Origin of the sequence: Mycobacterium arosiense ATCC BAA-1401 = DSM 45069, assembly GCF_002086125.1 — a bacterium.
Lineage (GTDB): Bacteria > Actinomycetota > Actinomycetes > Mycobacteriales > Mycobacteriaceae > Mycobacterium > Mycobacterium arosiense.
On sequence record NZ_MVHG01000052.1, the window covers coordinates 1 to 13,431 of the forward strand.

General features: G+C 67.2%; 17 protein-coding genes and 1 pseudogene. 2 read left to right on the forward strand and 16 right to left on the reverse strand.

Annotated elements, in window-relative coordinates:
• Positions 1-253 precede the first annotated feature (253 nt).
• The 16 genes and pseudogenes from BST14_RS32795 to BST14_RS18360 all read right to left on the reverse strand — a co-directional run bounded on the left by BST14_RS32795 (position 254) and on the right by BST14_RS18360 (position 11,060).
• The gene (locus BST14_RS32795) at positions 254-454 is read right to left on the reverse strand and encodes a DUF8686 domain-containing protein (protein ID WP_497795586.1); all 201 of its coding nucleotides are present in this window, start codon (positions 452-454) and stop codon (positions 254-256) included.
• 93 nt (positions 455-547) lie between these two features.
• A pseudogene (locus tag BST14_RS32800) lies at positions 548-894 on the reverse strand (DUF4436 family protein); the annotation flags it as partial.
• Positions 895-969: 75 nt separating this feature from the next.
• Entirely contained in the window at positions 970-1,860 is an 891-nt protein-coding gene (locus BST14_RS18290; RefSeq protein WP_083065804.1) for a formylglycine-generating enzyme family protein, read from the reverse strand.
• Between the two features lie 233 nt (positions 1,861-2,093).
• Positions 2,094-4,463, reverse strand: coding sequence for an arylsulfatase (locus tag BST14_RS18295; RefSeq protein WP_083065805.1), 2,370 nt, complete (start codon positions 4,461-4,463; stop codon positions 2,094-2,096).
• 86 nt (positions 4,464-4,549) lie between these two features.
• A complete protein-coding gene (gene rpsQ, locus BST14_RS18300; RefSeq protein ID WP_083065806.1) occupies positions 4,550-4,897 on the reverse strand; it encodes a 30S ribosomal protein S17 in 348 nt (115 codons plus the stop codon).
• Positions 4,897-5,142: a 50S ribosomal protein L29 gene (gene rpmC, locus BST14_RS18305; RefSeq protein ID WP_083065807.1), complete on the reverse strand. Its 246-nt coding sequence runs from the start codon at positions 5,140-5,142 to the stop codon at positions 4,897-4,899. The genes rpsQ and rpmC overlap by 1 nt, the downstream gene beginning before the upstream one ends.
• Positions 5,142-5,558 carry a 50S ribosomal protein L16 gene (gene rplP, locus BST14_RS18310; RefSeq protein ID WP_007773582.1) on the reverse strand — a complete coding sequence of 139 codons (417 nt, stop codon included), beginning with the start codon at positions 5,556-5,558 and terminating at the stop codon, positions 5,142-5,144. Before rplP ends, rpmC begins: the two co-directional genes overlap by 1 nt.
• Positions 5,559-5,561: 3 nt before the next feature.
• Complete coding sequence (rpsC, locus tag BST14_RS18315; RefSeq protein WP_083065808.1) at positions 5,562-6,401, reverse strand: 30S ribosomal protein S3; 840 nt, start codon at positions 6,399-6,401, stop codon at positions 5,562-5,564.
• Complete coding sequence (gene rplV / locus BST14_RS18320) at positions 6,401-6,925, reverse strand: 50S ribosomal protein L22 (RefSeq protein ID WP_083065809.1); 525 nt, start codon at positions 6,923-6,925, stop codon at positions 6,401-6,403. The genes rpsC and rplV overlap by 1 nt, the downstream gene beginning before the upstream one ends.
• Positions 6,922-7,203 (reverse strand): 30S ribosomal protein S19, encoded by a 282-nt coding sequence (gene rpsS / locus BST14_RS18325; protein WP_007773585.1) that lies wholly within the window; start codon positions 7,201-7,203, stop codon positions 6,922-6,924. The genes rplV and rpsS overlap by 4 nt, the downstream gene beginning before the upstream one ends.
• A gap of 9 nt (positions 7,204-7,212) precedes the next feature.
• The gene (gene rplB / locus BST14_RS18330; RefSeq protein ID WP_007773586.1) at positions 7,213-8,055 is read right to left on the reverse strand and encodes a 50S ribosomal protein L2; all 843 of its coding nucleotides are present in this window, start codon (positions 8,053-8,055) and stop codon (positions 7,213-7,215) included.
• A gap of 33 nt (positions 8,056-8,088) precedes the next feature.
• Entirely contained in the window at positions 8,089-8,391 is a 303-nt protein-coding gene (gene rplW / locus BST14_RS18335) for a 50S ribosomal protein L23 (protein ID WP_083065810.1), read from the reverse strand.
• Entirely contained in the window at positions 8,392-9,057 is a 666-nt protein-coding gene (gene rplD, locus BST14_RS18340) for a 50S ribosomal protein L4 (protein WP_083065811.1), read from the reverse strand.
• The gene (gene rplC / locus BST14_RS18345) at positions 9,057-9,710 is read right to left on the reverse strand and encodes a 50S ribosomal protein L3 (RefSeq protein WP_083065812.1); all 654 of its coding nucleotides are present in this window, start codon (positions 9,708-9,710) and stop codon (positions 9,057-9,059) included. The genes rplD and rplC overlap by 1 nt, the downstream gene beginning before the upstream one ends.
• A 13-nt stretch (positions 9,711-9,723) precedes the next feature.
• The gene (gene rpsJ / locus BST14_RS18350) at positions 9,724-10,029 is read right to left on the reverse strand and encodes a 30S ribosomal protein S10 (RefSeq protein ID WP_003873519.1); all 306 of its coding nucleotides are present in this window, start codon (positions 10,027-10,029) and stop codon (positions 9,724-9,726) included.
• Between the two features lie 431 nt (positions 10,030-10,460).
• Positions 10,461-11,060, reverse strand: coding sequence for a TetR/AcrR family transcriptional regulator (locus BST14_RS18360; protein WP_211280755.1), 600 nt, complete (start codon positions 11,058-11,060; stop codon positions 10,461-10,463).
• A gap of 139 nt (positions 11,061-11,199) precedes the next feature.
• Here BST14_RS18360 and BST14_RS18365 point away from each other — a divergent pair, with 139 nt between their 5' ends.
• Positions 11,200-12,789: an MFS transporter gene (locus tag BST14_RS18365; RefSeq protein ID WP_083065815.1), complete on the forward strand. Its 1,590-nt coding sequence runs from the start codon at positions 11,200-11,202 to the stop codon at positions 12,787-12,789.
• 103 nt (positions 12,790-12,892) lie between these two features.
• Entirely contained in the window at positions 12,893-13,390 is a 498-nt protein-coding gene (locus BST14_RS18370; protein ID WP_083065816.1) for a hypothetical protein, read from the forward strand.
• The last annotated feature ends 41 nt before the right edge of the window (positions 13,391-13,431 follow it).

Sequence of the window (13,431 nt, forward strand, 5' to 3'; positions counted from 1 at the left end):
CAAGCACTGACCTCAATGATCTATCTGACCCTCGGCGGAATCCACCCACAGCTACCCACGAGAAGGTGAGGAGCCGCACACGCGTTCGACTGTACCGGCGCCGCCGACGCCGCCGCAATGCCGCGGCATCAAGCTGTGGATAACGGGAGATCTCCGGACGGCCTTCGACCCCGACGGCGTCCCCCACGGATCTCACCGGCCGTCACACCTGGTCATGTGAAGCAGTACGCCAAAACGCAGCGGACAAGAATGGTCAGTCGCCCTGCCGGATCCACGCGACGATGTACAGGGTCATGGCCGTGACCAGCGCGATGAGCACCCACTGCACGATCGCCTGATCGATCCACGAACCGGGCGGCGGCGCCCCGGGCAGGGTGGGCAGGCTGACCAACACCAGGCAGATCCCCAGGTCGAAGATGAGCGGACCCTTGGCTGGCTGCGGGGTGATCAACACTTTGCCGTTATCGGTCGCGCGGGAGGTTGGGCAGCGCGCTCGGGTCCTGCATCCGGTTGACGCTGACCTGCCACCCGTCCAGCGCGCGATCACCTCGACGCGGGCGGGCACCTTCCTGCGGTTGTCGCCGGTGCCCACGAAGGCGTCGGCCGCGATCGGCTCGGACTGATAGCAGTCGAACGGCCAGTTACCGGGATCGCCGTGCGCCTCGATGGTGGTGCTGAGCTGAGCCGGCCCTTCGGGTATTGCGGGTCCCCCAGATCGCTTGTGGGATATAGGCGTAACGCGACGTCGTTGGCCAATACGTCAAACCTGTTGTCGTACTGGGTAACTCCGGGATAAGCGAGCACCTCGACGGAAAGACGGTTGGCCACCGGCTTCAATTCTTCGAGGCGCAGCTGCACGCCGAACGCCGGGGCCGCCGCAGGGCTTGCTGCCATCGGGTCGGAGCCGACGGCGAAATCCGGACCGATGAGCGCCCGGCCACGACCGGCCGGCGTGCCGGCACCGATTTGCTAGCTCGGTGACGAGTCGGCCACGCAGCGAAATCCGATGTGCGTCGTCGCGGAGTCCTGCGATTGCGGTGACCGGGCCGCCGGGCGGTAGCGGTGGCAGTACTCCGGCGCGCACAGGTGGCTGCCGCCCTTCAACACCTGGTTGATCGACGGGTCGGCGGGGCCCGACGGGGCGCAGCATGACTTGGGCGGCTGGCCGAGCCGGTGACGCGCGGAGTATTCGGTGGCTGTCCACTCCCACACGTTGCCGATCATGTCGACGAGCCCAAAAGCGTTGGGGGCGAAGGCGCCGACCGGCGAGGTCCCCACCCAGCCGAGGGCCCCGTCGTTGCGGTACGGGAAGCTGCCCTGCCAGGTGTTGGCCATCAGCCGGCCCTCGCTGGTGGCCTCATCCCCCCAGGGGTACGTGGTCGTCGATCCGGCCCGGGCCGCATACTCCCACTCGGCCTCGGTCGGCAGGCGTCGGCCGGCCCAGCGCGCATAGGCCGCCGCATCCGAATACGCCACCTGCACCACCGGGTGATCGCCGCGGTCCGAGACATCGCTGTCGGGCCCGAACGGATGGCGCCAGCTCGCCCCGGGCACCCACTGCCACCACTGTCGCCAGTCGCGCAGGTCGACCGGCCCAGCGGTCGGGCGGAAAACGATTGCGCCCGGGCATAACTCGTCCGGGTTGGCCCCCGGATACAGCGCCGGGTCAATCGGCTGCTCGGCTACCGTGACATACCCGGTCGCGGCGACGAATTGGGCGAACTGCGCGTTGGTCACCGGGTGCCGTTCCACCGCGACCGGACCCACCGTCACGGTGTGGATCGGGGCCTCCTCGGGGTAGAAGCTGGTCGATCCCATGCGGAATGATCCGCCGGGGAGGTCGACCAGCTCGGTTAGCATCCCGCCAGGCTACGCCGGCGGGGCGCCTCGGTTGGATTGGCGATACCAAGGTGAGCATGTAACCAATCCGCCGCCGACCTCCAGCCGCTTTCTCTGACGGAGCCTGTGGCAGTGGCGTGGCCGGTGCTTGTGACGTACCCGCTCATCCGGAATTGTGGGTGTCGGGCGCGGTCGACGCGATCAGCTCCGGGGACGCACCAAAATCCGAATGAGCGGTCATCATTGGGTACCCGTCAGTCCCTCGAAAAGGCCAGCGCGATCTCGGTTTCTACGTCCACGTAGGGTCGACCGGACAGGTCGACGGTGACCTTGGTGATGGTGCCGCCGGTGAAGGTGAACGGCGCCTTATAGCGGCTAGACACTCCCGATCCGCCGTTGCGCCCGACCGTGATGCCGGCACCCGCCAGCCCGAAGGTGCCGGGGTGGGTGCTCACCCCGGTCAGCGTGCCGACGACCTTGTCGTCGATGAACAACGTGACGTCGCCCAGCGGCGTATGACTGTTCTCGACCGTCCCGGTCCGTGAATAGCCGGTGCCGAACAGATGTCTGCCCAGCGGCACGGCATCCGACGACGACACCTCCTGCTGGCGCTCGCCAAGGAAGTTGTACACGTAGTGCAGCCGGCCGTCCTGGATGAACAGCACATGCCCGCCGTGCGCGCCGCCCTGCTTGAACAGCACACCCTCGGCGCCGGTGGTGTCGACGGTCACCTCGGCGAGCACCGAGAACGACCGGCCGCGGATCTCGGCGGCGGCGCCGATGCCCACGTCGGCGCAGTCGGGATAGTAGATGTAGCTGTTCCGGTCGCTGACCAGATACGGCCGCGACCGCCCCAGCGTCTCAAGGATGTTCAGGTCCGACAGCGGCAGTCCGTTGTATTTCGCCGCCTCCGCGAACCACAGCGCCTTGAGTTCTTCGAGTTTTTCCGGGTTTTCGGCGGCCAGGTCGTGGCACTGGCTTCGGTCAGCCTCGATGTGGAACAGTTCCCAGCGGTCGGCGTCGAAGTGCGACCAGCCGGCCGGTGTCGCCGCGTGCACCGTGTTGGCGAACCAGCCCCGGTGCCAGATCCCGCGGGTGCCGAGCATGGTGTAGAACTGGGTGCTCTTACCGGTGTCGGCGCCCGGATCGGCAAGGGCCGCTGCGAAACTAACCCCGTCCAGCGGCTTCTGGGGGATGCCCTTGACGGTCTGCGGCGGCGCCATGCCCAGCAGCTCGTAGACGGTCGGGGTGATGTCGCAGACATTGACGTAGTTGTCGCGGACCTCCCCGTGTGCGGCAATTCCGTTGGGCCACGAGATGATCGCCGTATCGGCGATGCCGCCCTCATGGGAGGCGTAGCGCTTGTAGAGCTTGTAGGGCGTGTTGAAGGCCATCGCCCAGCCGATCGGGTAATGGTTGTAGGTCTCGGGGCCGCCGAGGTGGTCGAACAGCTTCATGCTCTCCTCGACGGTGTCGATGTAGCCGTTGAAGAACTTGCCCTCGTTGACCGATCCGTTCGGGCCGCCCTCGCCGCTGGCGCCGTTGTCCGAGATGACCACGATGATGGTGTTGTCTAGTTGGCCCGATTCCTCGAGATAGTCCAGGATGCGGCCGATCTGGGCGTCGGTGTAGCTCAGGAACCCGGCGAACACCTCGGCCATCCGGGCGAACAGCCTCTTCTCTTCGTCGTTGAGTGAATCCCAGGGCCGCACGGTGTCCTGCAGCGGCCATGGCTCACCGCCCGGTCCCTTCACGTCCAGATACGGGTTGACCGGCGACAGTTCGGTGTCGGGCGGCACGATTCCGAGCGCCTTCTGCCGCTCCAGCACGATCTCGCGGTAGCGCTCGTAGCCCATGTCGAAGCGGCCCGCGTAGCGGTCCGCCCATTCTTTGAAGACGTGATGCGGCGCATGTCCGGCGCCGGGGCACACGTAGGAGAACCAAGGCTTCTCGGGCGCAATCACTTTGGCGTCGCGGATGAATTCGACGGTTTTGTCGGCGAGGTCCTTGGAGAGGTGGTAGCCGTCCTCCGGGGTGCCCGGCGGTGCCACCGGGTGGTTGTCGTACACCAGGTCGGGATACCACTGGTCGGTTTCGCCGCCCAGGAAACCGTAGAACCGTTCGAAGCCACGCGAGGTCGGCCAGTGCCGCTTGGTCGAGGCGAGATTCGACTCCTCGAGCGGCGTCAGATGCCACTTGCCCACGGCGTAGGTGTTGTAGCCGTGTTCGGCGAGCACCTCGGAGAGCAGAGCGGTGTCAAACGGTATGCGGCCGTTGGCGTTGGGGAAGCCCTCGGTGAACTCCTCGATGGTAGCCATGCCGACGGTCGTGGCGTTGCGCCCGGTGAGCAGCGACGCGCGGGTCGGCGAGCACAGCGCGGTGGTGTGGAACTGCGAGAGCCGGATGCCGCGCGCGGCGATGCGCGACATGGCCGGCATCTCCACCAGACCGCCGAAGCAGTCCCAGGTGGCGATGCCCGTGTCGTCCCACACCAGGTACAGCACGTTGGGCGCGCCGGGGGGCGCGGTCGGCGCGGCGTAGGGCCCCCAGTCCGGCTCGGAATCCCGGATGTCCAGCTCGATCTTGCCGCTGAATTCCGCGGATTGCCCCGACGCAGCCACCATCGTCAGCCTCACTCTCGTAGCGGACTTGCCGAACGTGCGTGAAGACTACCCCGGGACCGGGCTTGTGGCGGCCGTACTAAAGGGACTTACTTAGCCTTTTCCAGGATTTCGACCAGGCGCCAGCGCTTGGTCGCCGACATCGGGCGGGTCTCCATCAACGAGACGCGGTCACCGATTCCGGCCGTACTGTTCTCGTCGTGCGCCTTGACCTTCGTGGTGGTCCGGATGATCTTGCCGTACAGCGGGTGCCGCACGCGGTCCTCGAGCTCGACCACGATGGTCTTCTGCATCTTGTCGCTGACCACGTAGCCGATGCGCACCTTGCGCCGTCCCCGCACCTTCGGGTTGGGCGGAGTGTGCTTGGGACCCTTGTCCTTCGACGCGGCCTCGGTTGCGGCGGCCTTCTTGGGCGCGGCCTTCTTGGCTTCTGCCATCACGATTCCTTGTTTCCGTCGGGACCCTCAGGCCCACTAGCCAAGCCCAGTTCTCGTTCGCGCAGCACGGTGTACACGCGCGCGATCTCCTGACGCACCGTGCGGAGCCGGCGGTTGTTGGTGAGCTGTCCGGTCGCCATCTGGAAACGCAGATTGAACAGCTCTTCCTTGGATTCGCGCAACCGCTCGGCCAGCTCCTCTTCGGTGAGCTCGCGCAGTTCGCCAGGCGAAATTCCCACTGCCATCAGAACTGATCCTCTCGAGTCACGATGCGGGCCTTGATCGGCAACTTGTGGATTGCGCGGGTCAGCGCCGCCCGTGCGGTCTGCTCGTTGGGGTAACTGAGTTCGAACAGCACCCGGCCCGGCTTGACGTTGACGACCCACCACTCCGGCGAACCCTTACCCGAACCCATCCGGGTTTCGGCGGGCTTCTTGGTCAGCGGCCGGTCGGGGAAGACGTTGATCCACACCTTGCCGCCACGCTTGATGTGCCGGTTGATGGCGATACGAGCGGACTCGATCTGCCGGTTGGTGACGTAGGCATGCTCCAAGGCCTGGATGCCGTAGTCACCGAAGTTCACCGCCGTGCCGCCACTGGCGATGCCACGCTGGCGGGGGTGGTGCTGCTTGCGGTGTTTAACCCTGCGGGGAATCAACATGATTCAGCTCTCCGTGCTTTGTGGTTCTGCAGCGGGTGCGGACTGGGCCGCCGCGGCTGCAGCGCCCTCTTCGGCGCTTGCGGCAGCGCGGCCGGCCTCGGTGCCGGTGGCCGTGGTGCCCGACGCGCCACTGCGACGCGGACGGGTGCCCGACGGGCGCTCGCGGCGCGACCGCTCGGCGCCGGCCGGAGCGGCGGCGGCCAATTCGCGCTTCCCACCGACGACGTCGCCCTTGTAGATCCACACCTTCACGCCGATCCGGCCGAAGGTGGTCTTGGCTTCGTACAGGCCGTAGTCGATGTCGGCCCGCAGCGTGTGCAGCGGCACCCGGCCCTCGCGGTAGAACTCCGAGCGGCTCATCTCGGCGCCGCCGAGACGGCCGGAGCACTGCACCCGGATGCCCTTGACGTTGGGCTGACGCATCGCCGACTGGATGGCCTTACGCATCGCCCGGCGGAACGCCACGCGGTTGCTCAGCTGCTCGGCGACGCCCTGGGCCACCAGTTGTGCCCGCGACTCCGGGTTTCGCACCTCGAGGATGTTGAGCTGAACCTGCTTGCCGGTCAGCTTCTCCAGGTCGGCACGGATTCGGTCGGCCTCGGTGCCGCGGCGGCCGATGACGATGCCGGGACGCGCGGTGTGGATGTCCACCCGGACCCGGTCGCGGGTGCGCTCGATCTCCACGTCGGCGATCCCGGCCCGCTCCAGGCCGGTCGACAGCAGCCGCCGGATGGCGACGTCTTCCTTGACGTAGTCGGCGTACTGCTTGTCGGCGTACCAGCGCGACTTCCAGTCGGTGGTGATGCCCAGCCGGAAACCGTGCGGATTGATCTTCTGGCCCACTAGTCTGAGCCTCCCTTCGCGTCAGAGGTCTCAGACGTCTTGGCTTCGGCCTTCGCCGCCTTCTTCGCGGGCGCCTTGGTGGCCGGCGCCTTCTTGGCGGGGGCCTTGGCGGCGGCCTTGCTGGCCTCGGCACGACGGGCCCGGGTCGACTTCGCCGACCCCTGGTCCTTGCCGGGCCGGCTTTCCACCACGACGGTGATGTGGCTGGTGCGCTTGCGGATCCGGAACGCGCGGCCCTGGGCGCGCGGACGGATCCGCTTGGCGGTGGGGCCCTCGTCGGCGTAGACGGTGGCGACCACCAGGGTCGCCGGGTCCAGCCCGTTGTTGTTCTGCGCGTTGGCCGCGGCGCTGGCGATCACCTTGGCCACCGGCTCGCTGGCGGCCTGCGGCGCCCAGCGCAAGATGTCCAGCGCGTCGGCCACCGAGCGGCCGCGCACCAGGTCGATCACCCGGCGCGCCTTTCTCGGCGACACCCGCACGAACCGCGCTTTGGCCACCGCCGAAGGGAATTCCGTTGTGGTCATCGCCGTTTGGCCTTCCGGTCGTCCTTGATGTGTCCCTTGAAGGTGCGGGTGGGCGCGAATTCACCGAGCTTGTGGCCGACCATCGCCTCGGTGACGAACACCGGGACGTGCTTGCGTCCGTCGTGGACGGCGAAGGTGTGGCCGATGAAGTCAGGAATGATCGTCGAGCGCCGCGACCATGTCTTGATCACCTGTTTGGTGTTCTTCTCGTTCTGCGTGTCCACCTTCTTGAGCAGGTGGCCGTCGACGAACGGGCCCTTCTTCAGGCTGCGTGGCATGTGCTACTCCTACCGGCCGTGCTTCTTGCCGGTGCGCCGGCGTCGGACAATGAGCTTGTTGCTGGCCTTGTTCGGGTGGCGGGTGCGGCCCTCGGGCTTGCCCCACGGGCTCACCGGGTGGCGACCACCGGACGTCTTGCCCTCACCACCACCGTGCGGGTGGTCCACCGGGTTCATCACCACACCACGGACGGAGGGGCGCTTGCCCTTCCACCGCATCCGGCCGGCCTTGCCCCAGTTGATGTTCGCCTGTTCGGCGTTGCCGACCTCGCCGACCGTGGCGCGGCAGCGCACGTCGACGCGGCGGATCTCACCGCTGGGCATGCGCAGCGACGCGTAGGTGCCCTCTTTACCGAGCAACTGGATGCTCGACCCGGCCGACCGCGCCAGCTTGGCGCCGCCGCCCGGTCGCAGCTCCACGGCGTGGATGACGGTACCGGCCGGGATGTTGCGCAACGGCAGGTTGTTGCCCGGCTTGATGTCCGCGTTCGGGCCGCACTCCACCACGTCGCCCTGCGAAAGTCCCTGCGGCGCAATGATGTAGCGCTTCTCGCCGTCCAGAAAGTGCAGCAACGCGATGTTGGCGGTGCGGTTGGGGTCGTACTCGATGTGCGCGACCTTCGCGTTCACGCCGTCTTTGTCGTTGCGGCGGAAGTCGATCACCCGGTAGGCGCGCTTGTGGCCGCCACCCTTGTGGCGGGTGGTGATGCGGCCGTGCGCGTTCCGGCCGCCGTGACCGTGCAGCGGGCGCACCAACGACTTCTCCGGGGTGGAACGAGTAACCTCGGAGAAATCGGACACGCTCGAGCCGCGACGGCCCGGGCTCGTCGGCTTGTACTTACGAATTGCCATGTCTAATCAGGTCTTCCTCTCGCGGCGGCCAGGCTAGCTCGGTGCCCCGAACAGATCGATCGGCTTGCTACCCGGCGCCAGCGTGACGATGGCCCGCTTGGTGCTCTTGCGCTTGCCGAATCCGGTCCTGGTGCGTTTGCGCTTACCCTGCCGGTTCGCGGTGTTCACCGATGCGACCTTGACGGAGAAGATCTTCTCGATGGCGATCTTGATCTGCGTCTTGTTCGAATCGGGGTGCACCACAAACGTGTACACGTTGTCGTCGAGCAACGAATAGGACTTCTCGGAGATGACCGGGCCCAGAATGATGTCGCGGGGGTCAGTGATGGTCGCCATCTACGCCGTTACCTCCACATCCTTGTCGGCACCGCCGGTGGCCCCGGCGATGTAGGCGTTCAGCGCCTCAACGCTGAACACCACGTCGTCGGAGCGCAGCACGTCGTAAGTGTTGAGCTGGTCGGGAGTCAGCAGGTGCACACCGGGCAGGTTGCGCACGCTCTTGGCGCCGGTCTCGTCGCTGCGACCGATCACGACCAGCACCTGCTTGCGGTCGGTCAGCGTGCCAAGAAACGCCCTGGCGTTCTTGGTCGACGGCGTCTGACCCGGCACGAGCTCGGTGATCACGTGGATGCGGCCGTTGCGAGCCCGGTCGGACAGGGCGCCACGCAACGCCGCGGCGATCATCTTCTTGGGCGTGCGCTGGCTGTAATCGCGGGGTTTTGGGCCGTGCACGATGCCACCGCCGGTGAACTGCGGGGCGCGCGTCGAACCCTGGCGGGCCCGGCCGGTTCCCTTCTGCCGGTATGGCTTACGGCCACCGCCGCTGACGTCGCCGCGCGTCTTGGTCGAGTGCGTGCCCTGACGCGCCGCCGCCCGCTGCGCGGTGACGACCTGGTGCATCAGCGCGATGTTGGCCGGCGCATCGAACAACTCCGCCGGCAACTCGATCGAGCCCTCGACCTTGCCGCTCGGCGTCTTGACGTCAATCTTCACCGCTGCCATTACTTCTCACCTCGCTTGACCGCGCTGCGGACCACCACGAGTCCACCGGTGCGGCCGGGGACCGCGCCCTTGATCAACAGCACGCCGTTGTCGGTATCGACCTTGTGCACCAATAGGTTCTGGACGGTCACCCGATCGCTACCCATCCGGCCCGCCATCCGGGTGCCCTTGAAGACCCGGGCGGGAGTGGCGCAGCCGCCGATGGAGCCGGGCCGCCGGTGCACCGCCTGGGCACCGTGGCTGGCGCCCTGACCGCGGAAGCCGTGCCGCTTCATGGTGCCGGCGAAGCCCTTGCCCTTGGAGGTGCCCGTGACGTCGACGTAGGCGCCGTCGGCGAAGATCTCCGCCGTCAGCTCCTGGCCAACTTCGTATTCGGCGGCCGCCTCGGGATTTTCCAGCCGCAGCTCGGCCAAAAACCGGCGCGGGTTGACGCCCGCGGCGGCGTACTGACCGGTCACCGGCTTGTTGACCTTGCGGGGACTGATCTCGCCGTAGGCCAGCTGCACGGCGCTGTAGCCGTCGCGCTCGGGGGTACGGATCCGGGTGACCACGTTCGGGCCGGCCTTGACGACCGTCACCGGCACAACCCTGTTGTTCTCGTCGAACACCTGCGTCATGCCCAGCTTGGTACCCAGAATGCCTTTTCTTGCCATAAGACTGGATCTCCTACTGGATGTTGACGTCGACACTGGCCGGGAGGTCGATGCGCATCAGCGCGTCGACGGTCTTCGGCGTCGGGTCGAGGATGTCGATCAGCCGCTTGTGCGTGCGCATCTCGAAGTGCTCCCGCGAGTCCTTGTACTTGTGCGGTGAGCGGATGACGCAATACACGTTCTTCTCAGTCGGCAGCGGCACCGGACCTACAACGCTGGCACCCGTGCGGACGACGGTCTCGACGATCTTGCGCGCCGACGCGTCGATAGCCTCATGGTCGTAGGCCTTAAGCCTGATGCGGATCTTCTGTCCCGCCACGCTTCTCCTACCCTCACTCCTGTTGAGGCCCGAATTCGGGCTCAATCGATCGATGTCCTCAGTGCCACCGGCGCGCCGATCGGGCCGGCCAACTCTGGGCCGATCGAGCGTTGCGCCGGATATTGCGCCGCTGTTTACCTGTCGTGGTCCACCGGCCCCCGCGGTCGGGCGTGTCACCCTCACGCAGCCTCATCCGCGATCGAAATTCGTCGCTCCAAGGATGGGACCGGACGCGCCCGTTTGGACGCTGGTCGTATGCCCGACCAGGCGCGAACCCGGCTCAAGGCAACCTGAACAGTATGCCTGAAGATCCTGCCCGAACAAAATTCGGCCCGGAGCTCGGTCCGAATCCGCCGCACTTGCCTTCGAGGCGGTAGCACCGGAGGTCAAAGCCGCTGGTCAGAGGGGTTAGGCTGGCGGGTGGTCGGCCCTCAGGCACCCGCCGATTCGACGTTCGCCGCATCGGATTTGGCGCACTGGACGTGCAGGAAGCCGTCGACGGCCTCCAGCGCGCATTGCCGGTAGTCGAAGTCGGGCAGGGTGGACAGCCGGCCCAGCACCAAGGGCCCGATCAGCAGGGCGATCGCCCGGGACCGGTCCACCTCGCCCAGCTCGGCGGCCTCCGGGCTGTCGAAGATGGCGTCGAAGGGCTCGGCGTACTGCTGGGCGATGCGCTCGCGCAGGGTGGTGATGGCCGTGCTGTCGGCGTTGTGGCTGCGCCGCGGCTCGGGCATGCCTTCGAGGTCTCGCCCCAGCGCGAGCCAGGACATGGCGGTCATCATGGTCGGCGCCAAAGCCACGGCTTCGGCCTGGGCCAGCACCACCGCGACCAGCCGGTCGCGCAGCGAACCCTCGGCGGGCGGGGTGGGCGACGCCGGTATCAGGCTGTTGAAAGCCGCTGCCAGTAAGTCGTTTCCGCTCGGGAAGTGGCGATACAGGGTTGCCCGTGCGACATTGGCGGTGCGGGTGACGGCGTCGACCGTCACGGCGCCGGGACCGCCGGCGCGCAGCAGCGTGACGGCCGCTTCCAGCAGCCTGGCCCGCGACCGTGCCGGACGCGGGTCGGACGTCCCGTCCGTAATCGCTTACCTCCTGTTTGAAAACAAGACTATCGGTCTATCTACAAGACTGTTGGTCTCGAAACTTCGCACGTACCCAAGGAGGCACCGCATGGTCGAAACCCTGGTCCGGAATGACCAGCGTACTGACGCGGTCGGCATCGGCGATAGCTTCCGGGCCCGAAACTGGACCCTGGCCGTCGCCTGCATGGGCGTGGCCCTGGTCGTGGCGTCGATGACGGCCCTGAACACCGCGCTCGGCGATCTGGCCGTGGCCACGTCGGCCACCGCGTCGCAGCTGAACTGGGTCGTCGACGGCTACACCGTGGCGCTGGCCTGCCTGTTGCTGCCGGCCGGCGCGATCGGGGACCGCTATGGTCGGCGCGGCGCGCTGCTGACCGGGCTGCTGGTGTTCTCGATCGGCTCGATGGCACCGGCGCTGCTGCACAACCCGTCGCAGATCATCGCAAGCCGCGCGATGGCCGGCATCGGCGCCGCGTTCGTCATGCCCGCCACGCTGTCGCTGCTGACGGTGGCCTATCCAAAAGATGACCGCACCAAGGCCGTTGGCATCTGGGCCGGGACGGCCGGCTCCGGCGGCGTGCTGGGCATGCTCGGTTCTGGCCTGCTGCTTCGCTTTTGGGACTGGCATGCCATCTTCTGGTCGCTGGGCATCGCCGGCCTGGTGATTTTCGCGCTGGGCTGCACCGTGGCGTCGTCACGCGACGCGGGTGCCCCCCGGGTCGATGCGCCGGGCGCGGTCCTGATCGGTGCAGCGGTCGCGATCGCCGTGGCCGCCATCCTGGAAGCGCCGGGGCGCGGCTGGAGCGACCCGCTGGTGTGGGGCGGGCTGGCCGTCGGCGCGGTCCTGGCCGCGGCGTTCGGCGCCCTCGAGTCGCGCTTGGCGGCGCGGGGCCGGCAACCGCTGCTGGATGTCCGGTTGTTCGCCGACCCGAATTTCGCCACCGGGGTGACCGCGATCGTCATCCTGTTCGGCGCCACCTTCGGCTTCTTCTACATCGGCATGCAATACGTGCAGCAGATCATGGGCTACTCCGCGCTGACGACGGCGGTTGCCTTCGGGCCCTTCATGGTGCCGCTGGGCATCTTCTCGGCCCTGTCCTTCTGGTATGTGCCCAAGCTGGGTCTGCGGTTGGTGTTGTTCGTCGGCACCTTGCTGATGGCCGTCGGATTCGCGTGCATGTACTGGCTGGACCTGCACTCGACGTACCTCGAATTTGCCTGGCCCACACTGATTCTCGCCACCGGTATCGGAATCTGCACGGCGCCGACGACCTCGGCGATCATGGGTGCGGTTCCCGACGAGAAGCAGGGCGTCGCCTCCGCGGTGAACGACTCGTCACGCGAAATGGGCGGCGCGCTGGGCATCGCGGTGGCCGGCTCCATCCTGGCCGGCCGCTATTCGCACGAGCTTGCGCCCCGGCTGGCGGGCTTTCCCGCACCGGTTCGGGGCCAGGCCACCGACTCGTTGGCCAAGGCCGTCGAGATCGCCGGCCAGCTCGGACCGCAGGGGCGCCAGCTGGCCGACATCAGCAAGTCCGCGTTTCTGGCGGCCCTGCACGCCTCCACCATCACGATGGCCGCGATCGTGGCCGTCGCCGCCATGGCGATCACAGTGTGGGCACCCGGCCGCGACGGCCGCCAGCTACGCCCGGTGCGGCGGATGCTGTCGGGACGCTGAGTGCTACTTCGCCGATGCCCAATGCTGTTGTCCAACAGCCGATTCAACGGCCTCGACACCGCCGCCGGAGGCTTGCAACGACCTGCCGTTTCTGGTATCGGAGATGTATATCGACAGTTACAAATCATCTCTGCATGGCGAGGTGGATGTGGTGTTGATGGGCGTTACCAGCGTGGTCGAGCCGGCATGCGCGGCGATCAGCGAGGCGGCGGCGATCGTGGAGGCCGAATGGATGCGCCTGCGACGACCGAGCCTGCCGGTTCGATACCCCAACTGCGAGTTGCCCGCCGCGCGGGCAGCGCGGCCCCGCACAACCATCCTGGTCTACACCATGCCGACGCGCGTCATGTGCTCGACGAGTCCGCGTGCCACCACCGGCCGATGGCCGGTGTCCCTGGTGTGGGCGCGGCAGCGCTCCCCGCCGCTGCGGCAACGACTTTCGCAATCCGGCGAAAGGAGGCAACTGAGGAAAACGAAGTACGGGCTATCGAAGAATGGGGTGGCGTCCGTGCCGTCCACGAATATTGCGACGCATTGTTCGCGCGACGCACACCTGCGCGCGCACAGCCACGTGTCGTGGTCATCTACGTGGACCGCATGACATCGCCGCCTCTTAGGGCGGGCCGCCGCGGGGCCGATGGA

What these genes read in the sequence shown, in the direction of transcription:
- BST14_RS18370 (WP_083065816.1), top strand. Translation starts at nt 12,893, where the DNA reads ATGTATATCGACAGTTACAAATCATCTCTGCATGGCGAGGTGGATGTG.
- rplW (WP_083065810.1), bottom strand. Translation starts at nt 8,391, where the DNA reads ATGGCGACCATCACTGACCCCCGCGACATCATTCTGGGCCCGGTCATC.
- rplD (WP_083065811.1), bottom strand. Translation starts at nt 9,057, where the DNA reads ATGGCAGCGGTGAAGATTGACGTCAAGACGCCGAGCGGCAAGGTCGAG.
- BST14_RS18365 (WP_083065815.1), top strand. Translation starts at nt 11,200, where the DNA reads ATGGTCGAAACCCTGGTCCGGAATGACCAGCGTACTGACGCGGTCGGC.
- BST14_RS18295 (WP_083065805.1), bottom strand. Translation starts at nt 4,463, where the DNA reads ATGGTGGCTGCGTCGGGGCAATCCGCGGAATTCAGCGGCAAGATCGAG.
- rplC (WP_083065812.1), bottom strand. Translation starts at nt 9,710, where the DNA reads ATGGCAAGAAAAGGCATTCTGGGTACCAAGCTGGGCATGACGCAGGTG.
- rplV (WP_083065809.1), bottom strand. Translation starts at nt 6,925, where the DNA reads ATGACCACAACGGAATTCCCTTCGGCGGTGGCCAAAGCGCGGTTCGTG.
- rpsQ (WP_083065806.1), bottom strand. Translation starts at nt 4,897, where the DNA reads ATGGCAGAAGCCAAGAAGGCCGCGCCCAAGAAGGCCGCCGCAACCGAG.
- rpmC (WP_083065807.1), bottom strand. Translation starts at nt 5,142, where the DNA reads ATGGCAGTGGGAATTTCGCCTGGCGAACTGCGCGAGCTCACCGAAGAG.
- rplP (WP_007773582.1), bottom strand. Translation starts at nt 5,558, where the DNA reads ATGTTGATTCCCCGCAGGGTTAAACACCGCAAGCAGCACCACCCCCGC.
- rpsS (WP_007773585.1), bottom strand. Translation starts at nt 7,203, where the DNA reads ATGCCACGCAGCCTGAAGAAGGGCCCGTTCGTCGACGGCCACCTGCTC.
- BST14_RS18290 (WP_083065804.1), bottom strand. Translation starts at nt 1,860, where the DNA reads ATGCTAACCGAGCTGGTCGACCTCCCCGGCGGATCATTCCGCATGGGA.
- rplB (WP_007773586.1), bottom strand. Translation starts at nt 8,055, where the DNA reads ATGGCAATTCGTAAGTACAAGCCGACGAGCCCGGGCCGTCGCGGCTCG.